The organism is Klebsiella sp. WOUb02, from assembly GCF_050058015.1.
Classification (GTDB): Bacteria; Pseudomonadota; Gammaproteobacteria; order Enterobacterales; family Enterobacteriaceae; genus Klebsiella.
Genome location: NZ_CP170110.1, coordinates 746,957 through 769,011, shown reverse-complemented (window position 1 = coordinate 769,011; position 22,055 = coordinate 746,957). Strand labels below are relative to the sequence as shown.

At 56.8% G+C, this 22,055-nt stretch carries 14 protein-coding genes, 1 tRNA gene, 1 other RNA gene and 6 pseudogenes; 10 read left to right on the top strand and 12 right to left on the bottom strand.

The window, feature by feature from the left end; all coding sequences use genetic code 11:
* The first annotated feature begins 197 nt into the window (after positions 1–197).
* Positions 198–273: transfer RNA gene (locus ABOC21_RS10470), tRNA-Lys, on the top strand.
* Here ABOC21_RS10470 and ABOC21_RS10465 read toward each other — a convergent pair.
* Positions 261–452 (bottom strand): annotated as a pseudogene (locus ABOC21_RS10465) (HNH endonuclease); the annotation flags it as partial. The gene ABOC21_RS10470 and the pseudogene ABOC21_RS10465 overlap by 13 nt on opposite strands.
* A 780-nt stretch (positions 453–1,232) precedes the next feature.
* Between ABOC21_RS10465 and ABOC21_RS10460 the strand changes: the two are divergent.
* Positions 1,233–1,556, top strand: a complete 324-nt coding sequence (locus ABOC21_RS10460; protein ID WP_426814486.1) for a hypothetical protein — start codon at positions 1,233–1,235, stop codon at positions 1,554–1,556.
* Positions 1,557–1,771: 215 nt separating this feature from the next.
* On the opposite strand, the gene ABOC21_RS10455 is transcribed toward ABOC21_RS10460, so the two are convergent.
* The gene (locus ABOC21_RS10455) at positions 1,772–2,020 is read right to left on the bottom strand and encodes a GlsB/YeaQ/YmgE family stress response membrane protein (RefSeq protein WP_426814485.1); all 249 of its coding nucleotides are present in this window, start codon (positions 2,018–2,020) and stop codon (positions 1,772–1,774) included.
* 166 nt (positions 2,021–2,186) lie between these two features.
* On the opposite strand from ABOC21_RS10455, the gene ABOC21_RS10450 reads away from it, so the two are divergent.
* On the top strand, positions 2,187–2,375 hold the full coding sequence (locus tag ABOC21_RS10450; RefSeq protein ID WP_426814484.1) for a YegP family protein: 189 nt from the start codon (positions 2,187–2,189) through the stop codon (positions 2,373–2,375).
* A 54-nt stretch (positions 2,376–2,429) separates the two neighbouring features.
* On the opposite strand, the gene menI is transcribed toward ABOC21_RS10450, so the two are convergent.
* Both menI and ydiJ read right to left on the bottom strand, forming a co-directional pair.
* Complete coding sequence (gene menI, locus ABOC21_RS10445) at positions 2,430–2,840, bottom strand: 1,4-dihydroxy-2-naphthoyl-CoA hydrolase (protein WP_426814483.1); 411 nt, start codon at positions 2,838–2,840, stop codon at positions 2,430–2,432.
* Positions 2,837–5,893 carry a D-2-hydroxyglutarate dehydrogenase YdiJ gene (ydiJ, locus tag ABOC21_RS10440; RefSeq protein WP_426814482.1) on the bottom strand — a complete coding sequence of 1,019 codons (3,057 nt, stop codon included), beginning with the start codon at positions 5,891–5,893 and terminating at the stop codon, positions 2,837–2,839. The genes menI and ydiJ overlap by 4 nt, the downstream gene beginning before the upstream one ends.
* 322 nt (positions 5,894–6,215) lie before the next feature.
* Between ydiJ and ydiK the strand changes: the two genes are divergently transcribed.
* Both ydiK and rprA read left to right on the top strand, forming a co-directional pair.
* Complete coding sequence (ydiK, locus tag ABOC21_RS10435) at positions 6,216–7,340, top strand: AI-2E family transporter YdiK (protein WP_426814481.1); 1,125 nt, start codon at positions 6,216–6,218, stop codon at positions 7,338–7,340.
* 185 nt (positions 7,341–7,525) lie between these two features.
* Positions 7,526–7,633, top strand: an RNA gene (gene rprA / locus ABOC21_RS10430) — antisense sRNA RprA.
* A gap of 297 nt (positions 7,634–7,930) precedes the next feature.
* On the opposite strand, the pseudogene ppsA reads toward rprA, so the two are convergent.
* Positions 7,931–10,310 (bottom strand): annotated as a pseudogene (gene ppsA / locus ABOC21_RS10425) (phosphoenolpyruvate synthase).
* 340 nt (positions 10,311–10,650) lie between these two features.
* On the opposite strand from ppsA, the gene ppsR reads away from it, so the two are divergent.
* The 3 genes and pseudogenes from ppsR (at position 10,651) to hemP (ending at position 13,060) form a co-directional block, all read left to right on the top strand.
* Positions 10,651–11,484: a posphoenolpyruvate synthetase regulatory kinase/phosphorylase PpsR gene (ppsR, locus tag ABOC21_RS10420; protein WP_426814480.1), complete on the top strand. Its 834-nt coding sequence runs from the start codon at positions 10,651–10,653 to the stop codon at positions 11,482–11,484.
* A 154-nt stretch (positions 11,485–11,638) separates the two neighbouring features.
* A pseudogene (gene aroH, locus ABOC21_RS10415) lies at positions 11,639–12,686 on the top strand (3-deoxy-7-phosphoheptulonate synthase AroH).
* Positions 12,687–12,880: 194 nt separating this feature from the next.
* Positions 12,881–13,060 carry a hemin uptake protein HemP gene (gene hemP / locus ABOC21_RS10410; protein ID WP_426815461.1) on the top strand — a complete coding sequence of 60 codons (180 nt, stop codon included), beginning with the start codon at positions 12,881–12,883 and terminating at the stop codon, positions 13,058–13,060.
* Between the two features lie 69 nt (positions 13,061–13,129).
* On the opposite strand, the pseudogene selO reads toward hemP, so the two are convergent.
* The 4 genes and pseudogenes from selO to ABOC21_RS10390 form a co-directional block, all read right to left on the bottom strand.
* Positions 13,130–14,557 (bottom strand): annotated as a pseudogene (gene selO, locus ABOC21_RS10405) (protein adenylyltransferase SelO); the annotation flags it as partial.
* A 530-nt stretch (positions 14,558–15,087) separates the two neighbouring features.
* A complete protein-coding gene (locus tag ABOC21_RS10400) occupies positions 15,088–15,552 on the bottom strand; it encodes an NlpC/P60 family protein (protein ID WP_426814479.1) in 465 nt (154 codons plus the stop codon).
* An 81-nt stretch (positions 15,553–15,633) separates the two neighbouring features.
* Positions 15,634–16,384, bottom strand: a pseudogene (btuD, locus tag ABOC21_RS10395) (vitamin B12 ABC transporter ATP-binding protein BtuD).
* Positions 16,384–16,935 (bottom strand): glutathione peroxidase, encoded by a 552-nt coding sequence (locus ABOC21_RS10390; RefSeq protein ID WP_426814478.1) that lies wholly within the window; start codon positions 16,933–16,935, stop codon positions 16,384–16,386. Before ABOC21_RS10390 ends, btuD begins: the two are co-directional and overlap by 1 nt.
* A 225-nt stretch (positions 16,936–17,160) precedes the next feature.
* Between ABOC21_RS10390 and ABOC21_RS10385 the strand changes: the two genes are divergently transcribed.
* Positions 17,161–17,961, top strand: coding sequence for a MetQ/NlpA family ABC transporter substrate-binding protein (locus ABOC21_RS10385; RefSeq protein WP_426814477.1), 801 nt, complete (start codon positions 17,161–17,163; stop codon positions 17,959–17,961).
* A 53-nt stretch (positions 17,962–18,014) separates the two neighbouring features.
* Here ABOC21_RS10385 and btuC read toward each other — a convergent pair whose 3' ends face one another.
* Positions 18,015–19,001: a vitamin B12 ABC transporter permease BtuC gene (gene btuC / locus ABOC21_RS10380; protein WP_426814476.1), complete on the bottom strand. Its 987-nt coding sequence runs from the start codon at positions 18,999–19,001 to the stop codon at positions 18,015–18,017.
* Positions 19,002–19,108: 107 nt separating this feature from the next.
* Here btuC and ABOC21_RS10375 point away from each other — a divergent pair.
* Positions 19,109–19,342, top strand: a pseudogene (locus tag ABOC21_RS10375) (Rid family hydrolase); the annotation flags it as partial.
* 10 nt (positions 19,343–19,352) lie between these two features.
* Here the strand turns inward: ABOC21_RS10375 and ihfA are convergent.
* Complete coding sequence (gene ihfA / locus ABOC21_RS10370; protein WP_004102960.1) at positions 19,353–19,652, bottom strand: integration host factor subunit alpha; 300 nt, start codon at positions 19,650–19,652, stop codon at positions 19,353–19,355.
* 4 nt (positions 19,653–19,656) lie between these two features.
* Entirely contained in the window at positions 19,657–22,044 is a 2,388-nt protein-coding gene (gene pheT, locus ABOC21_RS10365) for a phenylalanine--tRNA ligase subunit beta (RefSeq protein ID WP_426814475.1), read from the bottom strand.
* Between the last annotated feature and the right edge of the window lie 11 nt (positions 22,045–22,055).

The window sequence follows — 22,055 nt, the reverse complement described above, 5'->3', positions numbered from 1 at the left end:
GCGTTCCTGTAACTCTGAGGCCATTGCTGCCACTGCCCCCGGGTGGCCGAGTTGACGCTGTTGCTGGGCAACGGCTTGAACGCCACGGAATCCGCCAGGCGCTCGTCTGTAATGATTAATTTGCTTTTCATAATTTCTTCTTCACGCTCATTGCACTCTCAGGTCAACAGGCGTATGTTTATCGCCGTCAAGTTTGTGGGCTGTTAGCTCAGTTGGTAGAGCACTGGACTCTTAATCCATTGGTCGCGGGTTCGAACCCCTCACAGCCCACCACTTCTTGCTTCCCCTTGATACCTTTCAAACCAGAACACAACAGGCTTTTCGACCACTTTCACCAGCCCGAAGCGTTCGGCGGTGCTGAAACTCACGCTGTATGCGCGGGCGCGTTCTGCCTGGGCTCCGATTTGTTTATGGAATAGCTCAACACTAAACGTCGCCTTAAACAGGTTGCAGCTTCACGGTGCGGGACTCCAGCTCGGCGCTATCGCACTTTGAGCAACGCTTAACGCCAGATACATCCCAAAACATTGAGTGCTCACATGGCTGAGCATGCTGCGCCTCCAGTTGGGCTAATTGCGCGCACGTATTCCCGGCGCCCTTCTACTGATATTGCTCTGGCCATAATTGCCTCACTTCACAACGCGCTGATGGCGTACGTTTTTACGGCGACTATCCAAAGCAGAAGCCCACGCCCGAACGCATAACATTGGCTGACTTCACGATTATCACGACCAATCTATAAGCATTATCTGAAAACCGTGGTTGCAGTGTGGCTATACGCAGACATTTTAGTTATAAAGTCGACCGTCCTTCGGGGATTAAGTTTTAATCATGATGATTAAGCTGATGTATAATCTCCGCTTATAATTTCTACAGTTTTCGGCATGATGTCGGAGTCGCTGATAACCTGGAGCTTTTGTCGTAACGGATGATAGATATTAGTATTATGTCGATGTGCATGGTAGTCCTTCTGGTGATGAGCGTACTGCTGGACTGAAAGCGTGTTGCGCCACAACTCTTTGCCGCCGCTGTTCCGATTCTCGCCGTTTATCGGCCGGCCATAGCCGTGTCCTGATGAAACCGGCCCTCGGTTTCGCCTTCCCGCACGCCTTCCTGCAGGCCCTCCACAGTCGTTAATAAATAAGGAGATTTGGAGGATTCGCCCCCGGTGGGATTGTCGGCCCGAAACCTAACCTCTAAGATTTTAGCCACACACTTACGAGGTAACAAAGATGAAAAGAACAATCATTGCCCTGTTAGCAACCGTTTCTATTGCCGCCGCCAGCGCCTTCGCCGCGGATAAAAGCGAAACGCCAGCCCCTGCGCGGGATAACGGCGGGCAGCCGCCGTTTGAGATGACTCAGGAACGTGGCCCCATGCCCATCCCCATACCGCCGAGAAAGCCGGTGCTCTTCTCCGCGACCGTTGCCAGCGATAATCCGACGGATACCATTAATAAGCTCACCACGTTAATCCCGGCCAGCAAAGCCCGGCATTATGAAGTTCATGTCGAAGTCGTCGCCGTACCCGATATGGCAGAGACCGGCCCCATGTGATTTTGCCGGGTTAATTAAGCCGTCCGGGCGCTATAAAATACGTTAGCGGCGCCGGCAGGAATGATAAACTAGCGATCGAAATGGACTTTCCCACCTGGTTTATATGGTTTTTTGTCGCCCTACGCATCGGTATGGCTATTATGTGAACGAAAAAAAAGCTGCCAATAATAATGGCAGCTTTTGCAGCTTACAACTCAGTCGATATTGAAGGGCTATTAGCTCTTAATTTTTCTGTAGATAAACAGCACGACCAGCGCGCCAATTACCGCAACGACAAAGCTCCCGAAATTAAACCCGTCAACCTTGCCAAAGCCAAAGAAGGTGCTGATCCAGCCGCCCACTACCGCACCGATGACCCCCAGAATGATAGTGACGATAAAGCCGCCGCCGTCTTTGCCCGGCATGATCCACTTAGCTAAAATACCGGCAATAAGACCAAAAATGATCCAGGAAATGATACCCATGGTTAACTCCGTCCTCTTTGTTGCTCTGCAAGTGCATAGTGATTAAATAGTAGCATATAAGGAGCGAAAAAATCATGAATTATATATTTATTAGAGGATTACTTGCCGTAGTAGCCGTCTTAGTCTACATATCATGAAGAGTCGTTAACGTGAAGAGAGGTTAAAGATGGGGTATTACGTCATTAAAAAGTCAGAGAAGATCGTGTCCCAGCCATGGTATTTCTTACTGAAGGCAGATAACCACGAAACCATCGCCACCAGCGAAATGTATTCCTCGAAGGAAGCGGCAAAAAAAGGAATTGCCTCGGTGCAGAAGAATGGCCCGAGCGAAATAGTTAAGGATGAAAGCCTATAAAAAATATGGGGGAATATTTTCCCCCATATATCACCTCAGGCCACGAGCGCGCTCTTAAACCACCGCCGTCGTGAGCCGCGATGAGCAGCACAGACGCCCCTGCTCATCGAATATTTCAATTTGCCACACCTGATGGCGGGAGCCGACGTGTAGCGCTTTGCAGACGCCGCGAACCCGTCCGCCGCGAACCGCACGAATATGATTAGCGTTCACCTCAAGCCCTACCACCTTTTGCTCGCCTTCGCTGCATAAATAGCCGGCAACCGAACCCAGCGTTTCGGCCAGCACCACCGACGCGCCGCCGTGCAGCAGGCCAAACGGCTGATGGGTCCGACTGTCTACCGGCATCGTGGCTTCAAGGGTGTCATCGGTAAACACATCGAAGCGGATATCCAGCAGACCCACCATATTGCCCTCGCCCATGGCGTTGAGCTGTTCCAGGGTTGTCTGACGTTTCCAAATCATCCAATAATCTCCAGCAGCGCCTGCAGCGGGTGACGTACGCCGCTGCCTTCAATACGCTTAACCTGGCTACGACAGGAGTAGCCGGTCACCAGACAGCGGTTGCGCGGCAAACGCTGAATCGCCTGTTGCCAGGAAAGCGCGTAAATCGCCAGCGAGTTGGCATGGTTTTTAACCTCATGGCCGTAGGTTCCGGCCATGCCGCAGCAGCCCACGCTGACGTTTTCCAGCTTCGCGCCAAAGCGCGCAAAGATTTCAGCCCACTGTTTCGGCGCCGCCGGCAGCGCCGTGACCTCCGTGCAGTGGCCAAACAGATACCACGCCTCGCCGCCGCTATCCTGCACCGCCTTTTCAGGCAGCGCCCGCGGCAGCCATTCATGCACCAGCATCACGCGGAAGTCGCCGCGCTTGTCGCCCAGCGTCTGGTTGTATTCATCGCGATAGCACAGCACCAGGGCCGGATCGACGCCAACCATCGGGATCCCGAGCTGCGCCATACGGTTGAGGAAATCCGCCGTTTTCTGCGCCGTACGGGCGAAACGCGACAGGAAGCCTTTAATATGCTGCGCCTTACCGTTGGGTGAAAACGGCAGCAGCACCGGCTGATAGCCGACCTTTTCCACCAGGCGGATGAAATCAGCCACCACCTGCGCATCGTAGTAGCTGGTGAACGGATCCTGCACCACCAGCACCATTTTCGCCTTTTGCTCGGCGCTCAGCGTTTCCAGCTGCTCCAGCGTCATATTCGCCGAACGGTGGCCGACCATTTGCTGCTTCAGCGACGGCGTGGAGAGCAGCGGTAAATCCACCATCCCGATGTGCTTCTCCGACAGCTTGCGCATCCACGGCTGGTTAATAAAGAAGTTAAAGGTTTTCGGCGCCTGCGCCATCAGCGGCGCGTAGGACTCCACCGTCGCCACCAGATGGTCGCGAACCGGGCGCAGATAGCGGCTGTGGTAAAGCTGCAGGAAGCGTGAACGGAACTCCGGAACGTCAATTTTAATCGGACACTGGGTGGAGCAGGCTTTACAGGCCAGGCAGCCGGACATCGCCTCTTTGACCTCATGGGAGAAGTCATACTCGCCCTTGCGCGCGTGCCAGCTGTTGCGGGTACGCTCGATCAGTTCGCGCAGGCTGGCGCGTTTTTCCGCCAGCTGGCTCTCCAGCTGATTGGGATCGATACCGCGATCGGCCAGCAGACGCAGCCACTCGCGCACCAGCGTGGCCCGACCTTTCGGCGAATGGATGCGATGATTGCTCACCTTCATCGACGGACACATCGGACTTTTAACATCAAAGTTAAAGCACAGGCCGTTACCGTTACACTCTATCGCCCCGCGCCATGAGCTGCGTACGGCGATCGGGATCTGGCGATCGAAGGTGCCGCGCTTCACCGCGTCCACCTTCATCATCGGCGCATCGACGCCTTCCGGCGGGCAAATTTTACCCGGGTTAAGGCGGTTATCCGGGTCAAAAGCCGCTTTCACCTTTCGCAGCTCGCCGTAGAGCTCATCGCCAAAGAACGCCGGGCTGTACTCGGCGCGGAACCCCTTCCCGTGCTCACCCCACAGCAGGCCGCCGTATTTGGCCGTCAGCGCGACCACCTGATCGGAGATCTGCTTCATCAGCACTTCCTGCTGAGGATCGCACATATCCAGCGCCGGGCGCACGTGCAGCACCCCGGCATCGACGTGGCCAAACATGCCGTAGCTCAGGCCGTGGGCGTCCAGCAGCGCGCGAAATTCGACGATATAATCCGCCAGATGTTCCGGCGGCACGCAGGTATCTTCGGCAAAGGGGATTGGTTTAGCCGCCCCCTTCGCATTGCCCAGCAGCCCTACCGCCTTTTTACGCATCGCATAGATACGCTCAACGCCGTCCAGCTCGCCGCATACCTGCCAGCCGATAACGCCGGCCTCGCCCTGGGCGATCAGCCGATCCAGCCGCTGGCACAACGAAGCCACCTGGCCGTCGATCAGCTCGACGTCATCGCCGGAAAACTCAACGATGTTCAGCCCCAGCATCTCTTTATCCGGCACGTCGGCGATCAGTTCGCTGACCGAGTGCCAGACGATATCTTCCCGCGCGAGGTTGAGCACCTTCGAGTCGACGGTTTCCACCGACAGCGCATTGGCCTCCACCATAAACGGCGCATTGCGCAGCGCGGAATCAAACGAATCATACTTAACGTTCACCAGCCGACGCACCTTCGGCAGCCGGGTAATATCGAGACGCGCTTCGGTGATAAACGCCAGCGTCCCTTCCGAACCGGTTAATATCCGGGTCAGGTCGAATTCGCTGAGATCGTCATTAAAGACGTGGCGCAGATCGTAGCCGGTCAGGAAGCGGTTAAGCTTAGGGAATTTATCGATAATCAGCTGGCGCTGCGCTTTGCAGCGCTGGTAGACGGTGCGGTAAATACGCCCGATTGCCGACTGCTCGTTTGCCAGCGTTTCCGCCAGGGCCGCGGGAATGGCCTGGGTGTCCAGAATATCGCCCCCCATCAGCACCGAGCGCACGCCCAGCACGTGATCGGAGGTTTTACCGTACACCAGCGACCCCTGGCCGGAGGCATCGGTATTGATCATTCCGCCGAGCGTGGCGCGGTTGCTGGTTGACAGCTCCGGCGCAAAAAAGTAGCCGTACGGCTTAAGGTATTGGTTGAGCTGATCTTTAATGACCCCGGCTTCGACACGCACCCAGCCCTCTTCCGGGTTAATTTCGATAATGCGGTTCATATAGCGGGACATATCAACCACGATTCCCGCGTTCAACGACTGGCCGTTGGTGCCGGTGCCGCCGCCGCGGGGCGTAAAGACCAGCGTTTTGAAACGCTCATCCGCCGCCACTCTCGCCAGCAGCGCGACGTCCGCCGTGGAGCGGGGGAATAAAATCGCGTCCGGCAATAGCTGATAGATGCTGTTGTCCGTCGCCATTGTTAGCCTATCGGCATAGCTGGTGGCGGTATCGCCGGTAAAACCTTGTTGCTCCAGTACCTGCAAAAAATTCAATACCAGCTGAACGACGCCTGGTGCTTGAGAAATTTGTGGGATCATAACGCTTGACCCTGCCTGACTATGTTGTGTTGTAAAAACTTCATCCTGCGGAACCCTTTGCGTCAGCGCTTGCGCTGCGCCGATCGTTGACTGGGGCAAACGTCGCGAGCATTCAGCTGCCGGTTCGAGGTATTCTGGATGATTTTGTGTATGGGTGACTAAACGATTGCGTAGTGCAGTCAACTTTTTATCACATTTTTTTCATATGCGCCCACCAGATTTATGTGCAGAATCAGGCTCGTGAAATTATTGATATAATTATCCGTATATGGAATTACGCTGCGTCAGCCTTTTGGCGCCACTGGAAAGGTAAAACTTCTCTATGATTAACGAGCGTCAGCCCCGGGATATACCGCAGGTTCTTCTATCGGTGCTGTTTTTGTCCCTGATTATTGTTTCCTGCCTGTGGGTCGTACAGCCCTTTATCCTGTCATTCGCATGGGCTGGTACCGTAGTCATTGCCACCTGGCCGGTACTGCTCCGCCTGCAGCGGCTGCTGTTTGGTAAACGCGCCCTCGCGGTGCTGGTCATGACCCTGCTGTTATTCTTACTGTTCGTTATCCCGATCGCGCTGCTGGTCAACAGCCTGGTCGATAACAGCGTGCCGCTGATTAAAATGTTTACCACCGGCAGCGTGAGCCTGCCGGATTTCGCCTGGCTGAACAGCATCCCGCTGATTGGCGGCAAGCTCTACTCCGCATGGCACGGCCTGCTGGATATGGGCGGCGCGGCGATCATGGCCAAAATTCGCCCCTATATCGGCACCACCACCACCTGGTTTGTCGGTCAGGCGGCGCACATTGGTAAACTGCTGGTCTACTGCGGGCTGATGCTGCTGTTCAGCGCCCTGCTCTACTGGCGGGGTGAAAAGGTGGCCTATGGTTTCCGCTATTTCGCCACCCGGCTGGCGGCAAAGCGCGGCGACGCCGCGGTGCTGCTGGCGGGACAGGCGATTCGCGCCGTGGCGCTGGGCGTCGTGGTTACCGCGCTGACCCAAGCGGTGCTGGGCGGCATTGGCCTCGCGGTAAGCGGCGTGCCTTACGCCGCGCTGCTGACGATAGTGATGATCTTCACCTGCCTCGTTCAGCTGGGGCCGTTGATTGTGCTTGTCCCTTCCATTATCTGGCTGTACTACAGCGGCGATACCACCTGGGGTACCGTACTGCTGGTGTGGAGCTGCGTAGTAGGGACAATGGATAACGTCATCCGTCCAGTGCTGATTCGCATGGGCGCCGACCTGCCGATGATCCTGATCCTCTCCGGCGTGATCGGCGGCCTGATTGCCTTTGGCATGATTGGCCTGTTTATCGGCCCGGTCCTGCTCGCCGTGTCCTGGCGGCTATACGATGCCTGGGTGCAGGAAGTTCCGCCGCCGCCGAAAGATCCCGACCAGGTGCTGGCCGAGCTCACCGAGCTTAATGCCGGCAATATCAAAAGCGGCGAATAAGTCCTGGCAGGTCAATTTCAAGGCGGGGAGACCCGCCTTAATCATAAATAAATCTTATGCATTCGTGGCTGTCCGCCCCTTTTGTCCTGCCTTTTGCTACATATCCCCCGCATATTCTTCACTTCAATTTAACTATTGAGAGGAATCCGATCGACGCAAAAAATCCCCGTGTCTACTATATGAGCACGGTTATAAATCAACGTCTTGATTTATAAGCATGGAAATCCCCTGAGTGAAACAACGAATTGCTGTGTGTAGTCTTTGCCCATCTCCCACGATGGGCATTTTTTTTGCCTGAAACCAGCCGCTTAGACATTGCGCAAATACTGGCTAAACAAGAGTATTACTCAGGCTATGACGACGACAATGCGCAAAGCATCGCAGCTAAGTGCACTTTCGGGAACCAATCAGGGAAGAAGAGTATCGTCATCGATCCAGGATATCTGAATGACAGCGCGTGCTCTGTCGGATAGAAATTAACTGATGGCTTAAGATATTGCATGTAACTGAGCGCAAAATGCCTAACCAGGAGCCTATTAAAATAAAAAACCCCGCCATTAGCGACGGGGTTTGCATGTGCAAAGAGCGCGTTATTTGCTGAGTTCAGCCAGACCAAGCCAGGTTTGCACCACGGTATCCGGGTTCAGGGACAGGCTATCAATCCCCTCGTCCATCAGCCAGGCGGCAAAGTCCTCATGGTCGGACGGGCCCTGCCCGCAAATACCGACATATTTGCCCTGTTTCTTCGCCGCGCGAATCGCCATCGATAGCAGCGCTTTCACCGCGTCGTTACGTTCGTCAAACAGCTCAGAGACGACGCCGGAGTCGCGATCCAGGCCCAGCGCCAACTGCGTCATATCGTTCGAACCGATAGAGAAGCCGTCGAAGCACTCAAGAAACTGCTCCGCCAGCAGGGCATTGGAGGGGATCTCACACATCATGATGATTTTGAGGCCATTTTCGCCGCGCTTCAGGCCCTGACGCTCCAGCTCTTCCACCACCGCTTTCGCCTGGGCGACGGTGCGGACGAACGGCACCATGATCTCGACGTTGCTCAGCCCCATGTCGTTGCGCACGCGCTTAACCGCATCGCACTCCAGCGCAAAGCAGTCGCGGAAGCTGTCGGAGACGTAGCGGCCGGCGCCGCGGAAGCCGAGCATAGGGTTCTCTTCTTCAGGCTCATAGCGCTCGCCGCCCACCAGGTTGGCGTATTCGTTAGATTTAAAATCGGACAGACGCACGATAACGCGTTTTGGATAGAATGCCGCGCCGAGCGTGGCGATCCCTTCCGTCAGGCGACCGACGTAGAACTCTCTCGGTGAATCGTAGCCTTTCATCAGCTCGCGGATTTCGTTCTGCAGGCCAGGCTCCTGGTCATCGAACTCCAGCAGCGCGCGCGGGTGAACGCCAATCATCCGGTTGATGATGAACTCCAGACGCGCCAGGCCTACGCCCTCATTCGGCAGGCAGGCGAAGTCAAATGCTCGATCCGGGTTACCGACGTTCATCATAATTTTCAGCGGCAGGTCGGGCATTTCGCCCACGCTGGAGTCTCTTGACGCTGAAGTCCAGCAGCTCAGCATAGACGTAGCCGGTATCGCCTTCCGCACAGGAGACGGTCACGTTCTGGTTTTCCTGAATGCGATCGGTCGCGTCGCCGCAGCCTACTACCGCCGGGATCCCCAGCTCACGGGCGATAATCGCCGCATGACAGGTACGTCCGCCGCGGTTGGTCACGATGGCCGACGCTTTCTTCATGATCGGCTCCCAGTCCGGATCGGTCATGTCGGTGACCAGCACGTCGCCCGGCTCGATGCGGTTCATCTCGCTGATATCGTGGATAACCTTCACCGGCCCCGCGCCAATGCGGTGGCCGATGGCGCGCCCTTCGGCGACAATCTGCCCCTGGGCATGCAGCGTATAGCGCTCCATAACCTGGCCGCGCGAGCGCACGGTTTCCGGACGCGCCTGGACGATAAACAGCTCGCCGGTGTGGCCATCCTTCGCCCACTCGATATCCATCGGACGCCCGTAGTGCTTCTCAATCTGCACCGCCTGCTTCGCCAGCGCCTGCACTTCCTCGTCGCTCAGCGAGAAAATATCGCGCTGCGCCTGCGGCACATCCTCGATACGCACCTGCTTGCCGTGCTCCTGGGTCGGCGCGTAAATCATACGGATCTTTTTCGATCCCATGGTGCGGCGCACGATAGCCGGGCGACCAGCGGCCAGCGTTGGCTTGTGGACGTAGAACTCATCCGGGTTTACCGCGCCCTGCACCACCATTTCACCCAGGCCCCAGGCTGAGGTGATAAACACCACCTGGTCGAAACCGGATTCGGTATCGATGGAGAACATGACGCCGGACGAGGCGAGGTCGGAGCGGACCATCCGCTGCACCCCGGCGGATAGCGCCACGCCGCGGTGATCGTAACCCTGATGCACGCGATAGGAGATCGCGCGGTCGTTAAACAGCGAAGCAAACACGTGCTTCACTGCGACGAGCACGGCATCGAAGCCCTGCACGTTGAGGAATGTCTCTTGCTGCCCGGCGAAGGAGGCGTCGGGCATATCTTCAGCCGTTGCGGAGGAGCGCACGGCAAAAGAGGCCTCGGCGTTGTCGGCGGAGAGCTGCTTATAGGCATCGCGAATCGCGTCTTCCAGTTCGCTCTGGAACGGGGTATCGATGATCCACTGACGGATCTGTCCCCCCGCTTTCGCTAATGCGGAAACGTCGTCAATGTCGGTTTTATCCAGCAGTTCATAAATGCGCTGGTTTACGCCGCTTTGGTCCAGGAACTGATTGAAAGCATCAGCGGTGGTGGCAAATCCGTTCGGTACGCTAACGCCCATACCGGACAGATTAGTGATCATTTCACCAAGGGAGGCATTTTTGCCCCCAACTCTGTCTACATCATTCATGCCGAGTTGGTTATACCAAAGCACCAGCGGTGACGAGCCATTGTTGGACATCGAGACAATCCTTTTGTGATTTAATACCAGTGATAAAAAACTCACGATCAACTACAAGATTTATCCTGACATATTTATGCGGCTGAAAAAAACGGTGAATCGTTCAAGCAAATTATTTTTTCTTTTTTAGGACAGTTCACCTGATATAGCTAACTCAATGATTCTTCTTAAATCTGCTGCAATAAGAGACAAAAAACAACCAGCAGGCAAAAATGAACTCACCTTTTCATTAAAAATAAAAATAGCATTTCATTTTTTAAATGAGACAAAACATAAACGGATATGCTTAAATTTAATAACTGCTTTCAGGTAATTAAACTCATTATACCGGATGGTCAAAATGGACAGTGCTGTAGATCGCCACGTATTTTATATTTCCGACGGAACGGCCATTACCGCCGAAGTGCTGGGGCACGCGGTGATGTCGCAGTTTCCGGTCGCTATCAGCAGCGTAACCCTGCCGTTCGTGGAGAATATCAGCCGGGCGCGGGCGGTGAAGGAGCAAATTGACGCGATCTATGAGCAAAGCGGCATTCGTCCGCTGGTCTTTTATTCCATCGTGATCCCGGAAATTCGCGACGTTATCACGCAAAGTGAGGGTTTTTGTCAGGATATCGTGCAGGCGCTGGTGGCGCCTCTGCAGCAGGAGCTGCGCCTCGACCCCACGCCGGTCGCTCATCGTACCCACGGCCTGACGCCGGGTAACCTCAACAAGTACGATGCGCGTATCGCCGCCATTGATTACACCCTGGCCCACGACGACGGCATCTCGCTGCGCAATCTCGATCAGGCGCAGGTGATTCTGCTGGGGGTCTCGCGCTGCGGCAAAACGCCGACCAGCCTCTATCTCGCCATGCAGTACGGAATCCGCGCCGCCAACTATCCGTTTATCGCCGACGATATGGATAATTTAATCCTGCCCGCCTCGCTCAAACCGCTACAGCACAAGCTGTTCGGCCTGACCATCAACGCTGAGCGTCTCGCGGCGATCCGTGAAGAACGTCGGGAAAACAGCCGCTATGCCTCAATGCGCCAGTGCCGAATGGAGGTCACCGAGGTGGAGGCCCTGTACCGCAAGAATAAAATTCCCTGCCTGAATAGCACCAATTATTCAGTAGAGGAAATCGCGACGAAAATCATGGATATTATGGGGCTGAATCGAAGAATGTACTAACGGACTAGTACAGTATCGAAAATTTGTTTATGCTATCACCCCTGGCCTTTACAGGATCATCCCCCGCTCTTGCAATAAGCGGGGATTGGTTTATCGTGATGCGCATCACTTCCCGGCAGTTTCGTCGCGGAAGAAACAGATTTTTGAGACCCCAATGAATAAAACAGACGAACTGCGTACCGCGCGCATTGAAAGCCTGGTAACGCCTGCGGAACTGGCCCAGCGGCATCCCGTATCTGCCGATGTCGCGGCACACGTCTCCGCTTCCCGCCGCCGAATTGAAAAGATCCTTAACGGTGAAGATCGCCGCCTGCTGGTGATTATTGGCCCATGCTCCATTCACGATACTGAGGCCGCGCTGGAGTATGCGCGTCGCCTGCAGGCTATGCGCGAGCGCTACCAGCCGCAGACTGGAAATCGTAATGCGCACCTATTTCGAAAAGCCGCGTACCGTTGTCGGTTGGAAAGGATTGATCTCCGACCCCGATCTTAACGGTAGCTATCGGGTTAATCACGGTATCGAAGTGGCGCGTCGCCTGCTGGTGCAGATCAACGAGCTGGGCGTGCCGACCGCCACCGAATTCCTCGATATGGTGACCGGACAGTTTATTGCCGATCTTATCAGCTGGGGCGCCATTGGCGCGCGCACCACCGAGAGCCAAATCCACCGCGAGATGGCCTCTGCGCTCTCCTGTCCGGTAGGATTCAAAAACGGGACCGACGGCAACACGCGCATCGCCGTGGATGCGATTCGCGCCTCCCGCGCCAGCCATATGTTCCTCTCTCCGGACAAGCAGGGTCAGATGACCATCTATCAGACCAGCGGCAACCCCTACGGGCATATCATTATGCGCGGCGGCAAACGGCCAAATTATCATGCCGCGGATATTAGCGCGGCCTGCGATGCGCTGCGTGAGTTTGATCTGCCGGAGCAGTTGGTTATTGATTTCAGCCACGGCAACTGCCAGAAGCAGCATCGCCGTCAGCTGGAAGTGTGCGAGAACGTTTGCCAGCAGATCCGCGACGGTTCGACCGCCATCGCCGGCATCATGGCGGAAAGCTTCCTGCGGGAAGGCACGCAAAAAGTGGTTGCCGGGCAGCCGCTGACCTGGGGTCAGTCGATTACCGACCCGTGCCTGAGCTGGGAAGACAGCGAGCGCCTGCTGACCGAACTGGCTGCGGCAACCGCCACCCGCCTGTAGGCTCTCTCTCCCACCGCGCTGGCGGTGGGAATGCTCCCTCCGCCCACCGAAATATCCCCACCGCCAGCCAGCCAGCCAGCCAGCCAGCCAGCCAAATATAGCACTTTGATAAAAAACGCTTGCCGTGAAAATTAACATTATTGATAATCATTATCATTGTTGCTTTTATTTTTATTTTTGGTGCTATGACGCGAATGGATAACACTGCCACAGCTGAAAAAACAAAAGACAATGCCCCTCACCCCTCGGCCACAGATCGTAAAATTTGCAGTCGGGTGCTGCTGGGTTCTGAAGGTCGGGTGGTGATCGAGCATGACGGCCAGCGCTATCTGCTGCGTCAGACCCATGCCGGCAAGCTGATTCTGACAAAATAGCTCTCCCCGCCGCTTAACGCGAAGAGAGCCCGGCGCCCGATTGAACGGGCGTATCAGCTGGAGCAGGCCGACTTCCAGCCCTTTTCCCCACTCCGGCGGACGGCTGACGTAATCATCTTCCCGGTCGATAAACGGCTGGGCCAGCGCTTCGTGCAGCCGCTCCAGCTCGCCGGCGTTCCCCTGCTCCGCCTGCTCAATTGCCCGCTGCGCCAGCCAGTTACGCAGCACCAGCGCCGGGTTGACGGCACGCATCTGCTGCTGACGCCGCGCATCATCAATCTGCTCATCGCGCAGGCGCGCGCGATAGCCGGCAAACCAGCTATCAAAGGCGGCGCGATCGATAAACTCATCGCGCAGCGGCGAGGCGGCGCTAAGCTGCTCGCTGGCGCTCAGCATCCGGAAGGTGCGAGTGTAATCGCTGCCTTCGCGCATCATCAGCGCAAACAGGCCGTCCAGCAGATCGTTATCGCCCTGCTGCCGGGTGAACAGGCCGAGCTTGTCGCGCATGCGGCGGCCGTAGACGCTCAGCAGCGCGTGCTGGTAGCCGTCCAGGGCCGCGTTTAGCGCATCGGCGCTGATGAACGGCGACAGCGACTGCGCCAGGCGGCGTAAATTCCACAGGCCTACCGCCGGCTGGTTCTCAAAGCTATAGCGCCCCTGATAATCCGAATGGTTGCAGATGAAATCAGGTTTGAAGTCATCGAGGAAGCCGTACGGACCGTAGTCCATCGTCAGCCCGAGAATCGACATGTTATCGGTATTCATGACCCCGTGCGCAAAGCCGACCGTTTGCCAGCTGGCGATAAGCGTCGCGGTTCTGGTGACAACGTCACGGAACCAGAGAATGTACTTATCCGCCTGCCCGTCAAGTTCAGGCCAGTGATGACGAATCACGTAGTCGGCTAGCTGCTGCACCTTTTCCGCTTCCCGGCGATAGTAGAAGTGCTCGAAGTGGCCAAAACGCACGTGGCTCTCAGCGATACGCATCAGCATCGCTCCCTGCTCGACGGTTTCACGATACACCGGCGTGTCGCTGGTCACGATCGCCAGCGCGCGGGGGGTTGGGATGCCCAGGGCGTGCATCGCTTCCGATGCCAGGCCTTCACGGATCGTCGATCGCAGCACGGCGCGCCCGTCGCCCATTCGCGAATAGGGCGTGAGTCCGGCGCCCTTCAGGTGCCAGTCCATCCGCCGGCCGTCGGGCAGCAGCTGTTCGCCCAGCAGGATCCCCCGACCATCGCCCAGCTGACCGGCCCAGGAGCCGAACTGATGGCCGCTGTAGACCTGCGCCAGCGGCGACATGCCGGGCAGCAGCGCTTCGCCGCCCCATACGCCGGCGCCCGTTGACGGCTGAAACAGCGCCTCAGACACGCCTAACGTCTGCGCCAGCGACGCGTTGTGCCAGAGCAGCCGCGCGTTGCTCAGCGGCGTCGGGGTTAAGGCGGTGTAGAAATCTGGCAGTTCATCACGCCAGTGGGTGGTAAAAGACAGGGTCATGGGTTCCTCCGTCCTAGTGCCTTCAACAAAGTATTAACACGGGCGAATGGCAGGGTTATCAATATAAAAATGGGGAAGCCGAAGGTCCTGCGCTTGTGATTGCGCTTGTTAGTCAGGAGGTATTCCGTTCACCATACGTCTGGCAGAACATGCTGCCCCGGCGCCAGGTGACCGGGTTAAGGGGAAGATAACCGTCTTCCCCTTAACAATCCCCGCGGTCCCGCACGGAAATCGGTGCTGCGCACTGCGCTCACCTCCCGGCCTGCAGCCTGCGGTCGGCTCAACTCGACCTGCTCGCCCGTTCCGGGGCTCGCTCCTGTCTCGATTCGCCTCTTGCCGCCATCCCTGGCGGCCAGCCCTTGTCTTCCGGCCTTCGGTTCGCCGATTTCAGCGGGGAGCCAGGGCCCCGCTGGACGTCCTTTCACTACAGGACCGTCAAAATCGCGGTGCGTAGAAACAAAAATGCCGGCCAGTTAATTAGCTGGCCAGCATGAAAGCGGGTGTATCTCCCCGGCAAGCCGCGCACGGCGCTATATTCTCCGCGCCTGCCAGAATTTTTTATTCCAGTACACGTTATTCAGCGATGAGCGCGTAACGCCATTGCTGGTCGAAGCATGGATAAACTGGTTATCGGTATCGTAGATCCCGACGTGGAGACCGCTCTCGCCGGAACCGGTCTTGAAGAATACCAGATCCCCGGGCAGCAGCTCGCTTTTATCGATGCGGGTGCCGATCTCTGCCTGCTCGCGGGTCTCACGCGGCAGCTGCATGGAAAACTTATCGCGGAAGGTTCTTACCACAAAACCGGAACAGTCCACCCCGCGCGGCGTCATCCCGCCGTAGCGATACGGCGCGCCCCGCCAGCTACGCAGCTGATCGTTAAGATTAGCGATGACGGTAATAGAATCCGCAAGCCGGGGATTGGGCGGCGGCGCCCGGTGGCTGCTGCAGCCTGCCAGAAATAGTGCCGTCAAAAGAACGAACCACAAGCGCATCTCAGACGATTCCTCTGTTCCCTATCTTATTGTCAGAATAATTTAGCTGGTTTATCAATGAACTGGCAAGCGTGCTTCGCGCTACTGTGACGCGATGAGCATAAAATGACCGTCAAACGCCACTCGCTGAAAAGAAATCGCATAGGCTGCGGTTAAATTCTCTTCGGTCAACACCTCTGAGGTATAACCGCAGGCTATCGTTTTTCCCCGGCAGATGAGCCACGCCCGCTGCGCATGCCGTAGCGTGTGGTTGAGGTCGTGACTGCTCATGACCACCGAGATCCCCGCCGCACACAGTTCGCTCAGCACGCCGTCGAGCGCCGCCTGCTGCGCCACGTCGAGGCTATTCATCGGCTCATCGAGCAGCAGCAGGCTGTCCGGCGGGGTTGGCCAGCGGGTCGATTTGCAGAATCACCGCCGCCAGCCGCACGCGCTGCCACTCGCCGCCCGAAATCTGATTGACCTGGCGCCCAAGCTTATCGCGCAGCCCCAGCCTCTCAGCCACCGCGCCGAGCAGATCGCTCCGCGCGTTATTTTGTAGATGCAGCGACAGGTAGTGCCAGACCGGCATCGCGAAGGGCGGCACCTGGTGCTGGTTCAGGTACGCGCGGTGCCGCGCCAGCTCGGATGCCGGCCACGTTTTTAGCGGCCGCTCGTTGAAGATGACGCTCCCGGGCCCCGTCGTCAGGCCGGCCATACGCATCAGCAGCGTGCTCTTCCCCGCCCCGTTTGGCCCGACGATATGGACCATTTCTCCCGGTCGAACCTCGGCGCTAAACGGTGCCAGCCGCCCCGGCTCTTCTACGTCCTGTAGCTGCATCAAAAACGACATTATTTCGCTAAAGCTCCTTTAATCGCCGCAACCAGCAGCGGATCGTTCGGCGCCATATCGGGCGAGAAGCGTTGGACAGTTTGACCATCGGCACTCAGCAGGAACTTCTCGAAATTCCATAAAATATCGCTAGCGTTCAACGGCGCGCGGCCTTTGCTTGCCATGCGCTCGTAAAAACCGCTGCCTTCCGGCGCTATGGCCTGCGGCGCGGCGACGACCAGCTTCTGGTAGAGCGGATGACGATGTTCGCCGTTGACGTCAATTTTACTGAACAGCGGGAAGGTCACGCCGTAGGTGGTGCTACAGAAGGTTTTGATCTCATCCTCGCTTCCCGGCTCCTGTCCAAGGAACTGGTTACATGGGAACCCCAGCACCGTGAAGCCGTTATTGCCAAACTCCTCCTGCAACGCTTCCAGCTGTTCATATTGCGGCGTCAGGCCGCATTTTGACGCCACGTTGACGATCAGCAGCGCTTTGCCCGCATAGGCGTTGAGCGTCGTTTTCTCGCCATCGATAGTGGTAACTTCGGTATCAAGAATAGTGTGTTGCATAGCCTTCCCTCTGTGAATAAAAGCGATTTCTGATTCAGGTGCTCCCTATCTACTGTAGCGGATTGAGGCGCGGTCATTGTACTTTGAATCCGCTGACGGGCATACCGTACCGTGCTCGCGCCGCAACATGAACTCCTCGCAATAGGGGCGTCGCGCAATTCAGTGTACAGTGTTACACGGATGTAATAGCATTTCGTTACTGATTAATTTAAGAGAGTTTTATTGATGAAGAAGTTGTTGAGTTCGGTACTAATTGCCTCATCGGTCGTGTTGTTATCGGCCTGCTCCCCTGACGATAATAATAAGGTTAAGGTCGCGATCAATACCGGCCCGGATGAAGCTATCTGGAAAGTGGTTGAACAGGTTGCGAAGGACAAATATAACCTCGACGTCGAGGTGATCTCCTTTAATGATTACGTCCTGCCTAACGAAGCGTTAAATAATAAAGACGTTGACGCTAACGCCTTCCAGACGCTGCCCTACCTCGAAGCGCAGTCAAAAGAGCGTGGCTACAAGTTTGCCGTCGTCGGCAAAACGTTTGTTTTCCCTATCGCCGCCTATTCCCGCAAAATAAAAAATATCAGCGAGCTACCGGATGGGGCAACGGTCTCTATTTCCAACGAGACCACGACGCTGGGGCGCAGCCTGCTGCTGATGCAGGCCCAGGGCCTGATCAAGCTGAAAGATGGCGTCGGCTATCTGCCAACGGCGCTGGATATTATCGACAACCCTAAGCATTTGAAAATTGTCGAAGTGGACAGCCCGCAGCTGCCGCGTACCCTGGACGATCCTGACGTCAGCCTGTCGATTATTAACACCAACTTCTCGGCGCAGGTTGGCCTGTCGGCCGCGCGGGATGGCCTGTTTATGGAAGGCCAGGACTCGCCGTACGTGAACGCCATTGTTGCTCGCGAAGATAATAAAGACAGCAAAAAGATTCAGGAGCTGAAAGAGGCGTTCCAGACCAAAGAGGTCGCCGATAAGGCGCAGGAAGTTTATAAAGGTGATGCCGTCAAAGGATGGTAATACCGTGTAATAACCGCATCGGCACGCCCTGCCGATGCGGTTAAGTCCGGCGCCTACCGCGCATGTACGGACTTCAGCAGCAGCCAAATGAACACCGGCGCGCCCAGCGTCGCGGTGACCACGCCGATCGGCAGCTCCGCCGCCGACAGCGCCATCCGGGCGATAATATCGGCGCCCAGCAGCGCGCTGGCGCCGGCAAGCATACAGGCCGGCAGCAGAACGCGGTGATCGCTTAAGCCGCATAGCCGCAGAATATGCGGGATCACCAGGCCAATAAAGCCAATGGCTCCGGCCAGCGCTACGCTCACCCCCACCAGCCAACCGGTCGCAACCACCAGCAGCTTACGCCACAGCCAGAGCGGTAAGCCCAGCTGGCGGGCGGATATCTCTCCCAGAGCCAGCATATTCAGCGGCCGGGACTGCAGCACCACCCAGGCCAGTACCGGCAGCAGCGCCAGCATCAGCCACAGCTGCTGCCAGTCTACGCCGCCAAAGCCGCCCATCATCCAGTACATCAGCTGACGTAAATCGAAGGAGGTGGAGAAATAGACGGCCCAGGTCATCAGCGCGCTGCAGATAATGCCCAGCGCCACGCCTGCCAGCAGCAGGCGGCTGGTTGACAGATGCCGACGGGCAAAACGCAGCAGTATAAAGGTGATAACCAGCGCGCCGGTAATGGCGCATAGCCCCAGCGCCCAGCCCGGCAGGAATCCTTTGCCCAGCAGTACGGCGGCAATGAGCCCGACCCCCGCGCCGTTAGAAACCCCCAGCAGCCCCGGCTCCGCCAGCGGGTTTTCGAACAACGCCTGCATTATCGCCCCGGAGAGCGCTAACGCGGCGCCCACCAGCAGCACCGCCAGGGTGCGCGGCAGGCGAATTTGCCAGATGAAGAGCTGCCCTTTGGCGCTAAGCCACTCCTGCGGCGGGATCCAGAGATCGCCCGCGCAGAGGCTGGCGGCCATCATCGCCAGCAGCAGCAGCAGTAAAGCAACGAGCCAGCGCCGGCTGCGGCGCTGTTGAATTTGGGCAAAGGTCTGCATAGATACCGGGATGCAAGAAAGAGATGTATTTGATTTTACGGTGGGTATTGCGGGGAGAAAAGTAAAACATCGGCGCGCGGCGCATATTGGCGGGCTATCCGACGGGCGATAGCGGGCACACTCTTTCTGCGCAGGTGTGGCTGAAAAATATGTCCCGGGACTTTGCCGGTTTTAACGAAGCCTGGATTGCCTGGCTGCCGGAAGGTCACAGTCCGGCGCGAGCGGCCGTTCAGGCAGAGATGGCGCGCCCGGATATCCTCGTTGAAGTGATGGTCACCGCCGTAAGAACCCACTCCTTAAATGAAATGAAAAGAAAAAGGCCGCATAAGCGGCCTTTTTAGTTAGTTCAGATTATTTGTCTCTGGGCGAGGCGTTTTCGACGCGGCTTTTAAGTTTCTGGCCGGGTCTGAAGGTCACCACGCGCCGGGCTGTAATCGGAATATCTTCCCCCGTTTTCGGGTTACGCCCCGGGCGCTGGTTTTTATCACGCAAATCGAAGTTGCCGAACCCGGAGAGTTTTACCTGTTCTCCGTTTTCCAAAGCACGACGAACCTCTTCGAAAAACAACTCTACCAGTTCTTTGGCATCCCGCTTGCTAAGCCCAAGCTTATCAAACAGATATTCTGACATTTCAGCTTTTGTAAGCGCCATAGGTTCAATCCCTCAATGAGGCCTGGAATCGCTCTTTTAATGCCTCTACACATTTGGCGACGGTAGCGGCAATCTCCTCTTCTTCGAGTGTACGGCTGGTATCCTGAAGGATTAGGCTAATTGCAAGACTCTTGCTGCCTTCTGCAACGCCTTTACCGCGGTACACGTCAAATAAGTTTACGCCAACTACCTGATTTACGCCAACTTTCTTACACTCGGTCAAAACATCAGCTGCGGGTACGTTTTCAGCGACGACAACCGCGATGTCGCGACGGTTAGCCGGGAAACGAGAAATCTCGCGCGCCTGAGGCACCACGCGGTCTGCAAGCTTGTTCCACTCCAGCTCAAACGCCAAAGTGCGACCGTTCAGATCCAGTTTACGTTCCAGTTCAGGATGAACAACCCCAATGAAACCAATGCGTTCTCCTTTCAGATAAATCGCTGCCGACTGTCCCGGATGCATTGCGGCATTCGCTTCTGCGCGGAATTCGATGGCGGATAATTTACCGGTCAGGTCGAGAACGGATTCCAGATCGCCTTTTAAATCATAGAAATCGACGGACTCTTTTGCCAGGTTCCAGTGCTCATCAACGCGATTGCCGCAAATCACGCCGGCCAGCATCACGTCCTGACGAATCCCCAGCGGAGCCTGGGTATCAGGAACAAAGCGTAGACCGCTCTCAAAGATGCGGACGCGGCTCTGCTGACGATTCTGGTTATACACCACGGTACCCAGCAGGCCGGTCAGCAGCGACAGGCGCATCGCCGACATTTCGCTGGAGATTGGACTTGGCAGGATCAGCGCCTCTTCGCCCGGGTGAATCAGCTGCTGCACTTTCGGATCAACGAAGCTATAGGTAATAACTTCCTGGTAGCCTTTATCGATGAGCAGGGTTTTCACGCGCTTAAGCGACAGGTTCGCCTCGCGGTGGGTGCCCATAATCAGGCCCGCCTGGACCGGCTCATCAGGGATATTGTTATAGCCGTAGACGCGGGCAACTTCTTCAACCAGGTCTTCTTCGATCGCGATATCAAAACGCCAGCTCGGCGCAACGGCCTGCCACTGGCCTTCACCCGCGGTTACTTCACAACCCAGGCGGCTAAGAATATCGCTAACCTGGGCATCATCAATGTGATGGCCAATCAGGCGATCCAGCTTGCTGCGGCGCAGGGTAATGGTGGCCGCCTTCGGCAGGGTCGCCTCGTTGCTCACATCGATCACCTGGCCGGCTTCGCCGCCGCAGATATCGATCAGCAGGCGGGTAGCACGTTCCAGCGCTTTATACTGCAGCGCCGGATCGACGCCACGCTCATAGCGGTGGGAGGCATCGGTGTGCAGGCCGTGACGACGCGCGCGGCCGGTAATAGAGAGCGGGCTGAAGAATGCGCACTCCAGCAGCACGTTCTGCGTTTCGTCGTTAACGCCGGAGTGCTCGCCGCCGAAGATGCCGCCCATCGCCAGCGCCTTCTGGTGGTCAGCAATAACCAGAGTGTCGGCGTCGAGCTTCGCTTCGGAACCATCCAGCAGAACCAGCGTCTCGCCCTCTTTCGCCATACGCACCACAATACCGCCTTCGATGCGGTCGCGGTCAAAGGCGTGCATCGGCTGGCCGAGCTCGAGAAGAACGTAGTTGGTGACATCAACCACCGCGTCGATGGAGCGAATGCCGCAGCGGCGCAGTTTCTCTTTCATCCACAGCGGGGTTGGCGCTTTAACATTGATGCCTTTAACAACGCGTCCCAGATAGCGCGGGCACGCGTCCGGCGCCTCGACGGTGATTGGCAGCGTATCGGCAATCGTTGCCGCTACCGGGGTAATTTCCGGCGCGTTCAGCGGCTCTTTATTCAATACCGCCACGTCGCGAGCGACGCCGATAATGCCTAAACAGTCGGCGCGGTTCGGCGTCACGCTGATTTCGATGGTATTGTCGTCAAGCTGCAGATATTCACGGATATCGGTACCAGGAGGCGCATCTGCCGGCAGTTCGATAATTCCGCTATGATCGTCGGAAATACCCAGCTCGGAAAACGAACACAGCATCCCTTCCGAAGGCTCGCCGCGCAGCTTCGCCGCTTTAATTTTGAAGTCGCCCGGCAGGACGGCGCCGATAGTGGCGACCGCGACCTTCAGGCCCTGACGGCAGTTCGGCGCGCCGCAGACGATGTCCAGCAGGCGCTCGCCGCCGACGTTAATTTTGGTCACCCGCAGCTTGTCGGCATTCGGGTGCTGACCGCACTCGACGACTTCACCCACGACAACGCCGTTGAAGCTGCCGGCAACCGGCTCAACGCCGTCAACTTCGAGGCCGGCCATCGTAATCTGATTCGCCAGGGCTTCGCTGTCGATCGCCGGATTAACCCATTCACGTAACCACAGTTCACTGAATTTCATTTTTCTGTCCT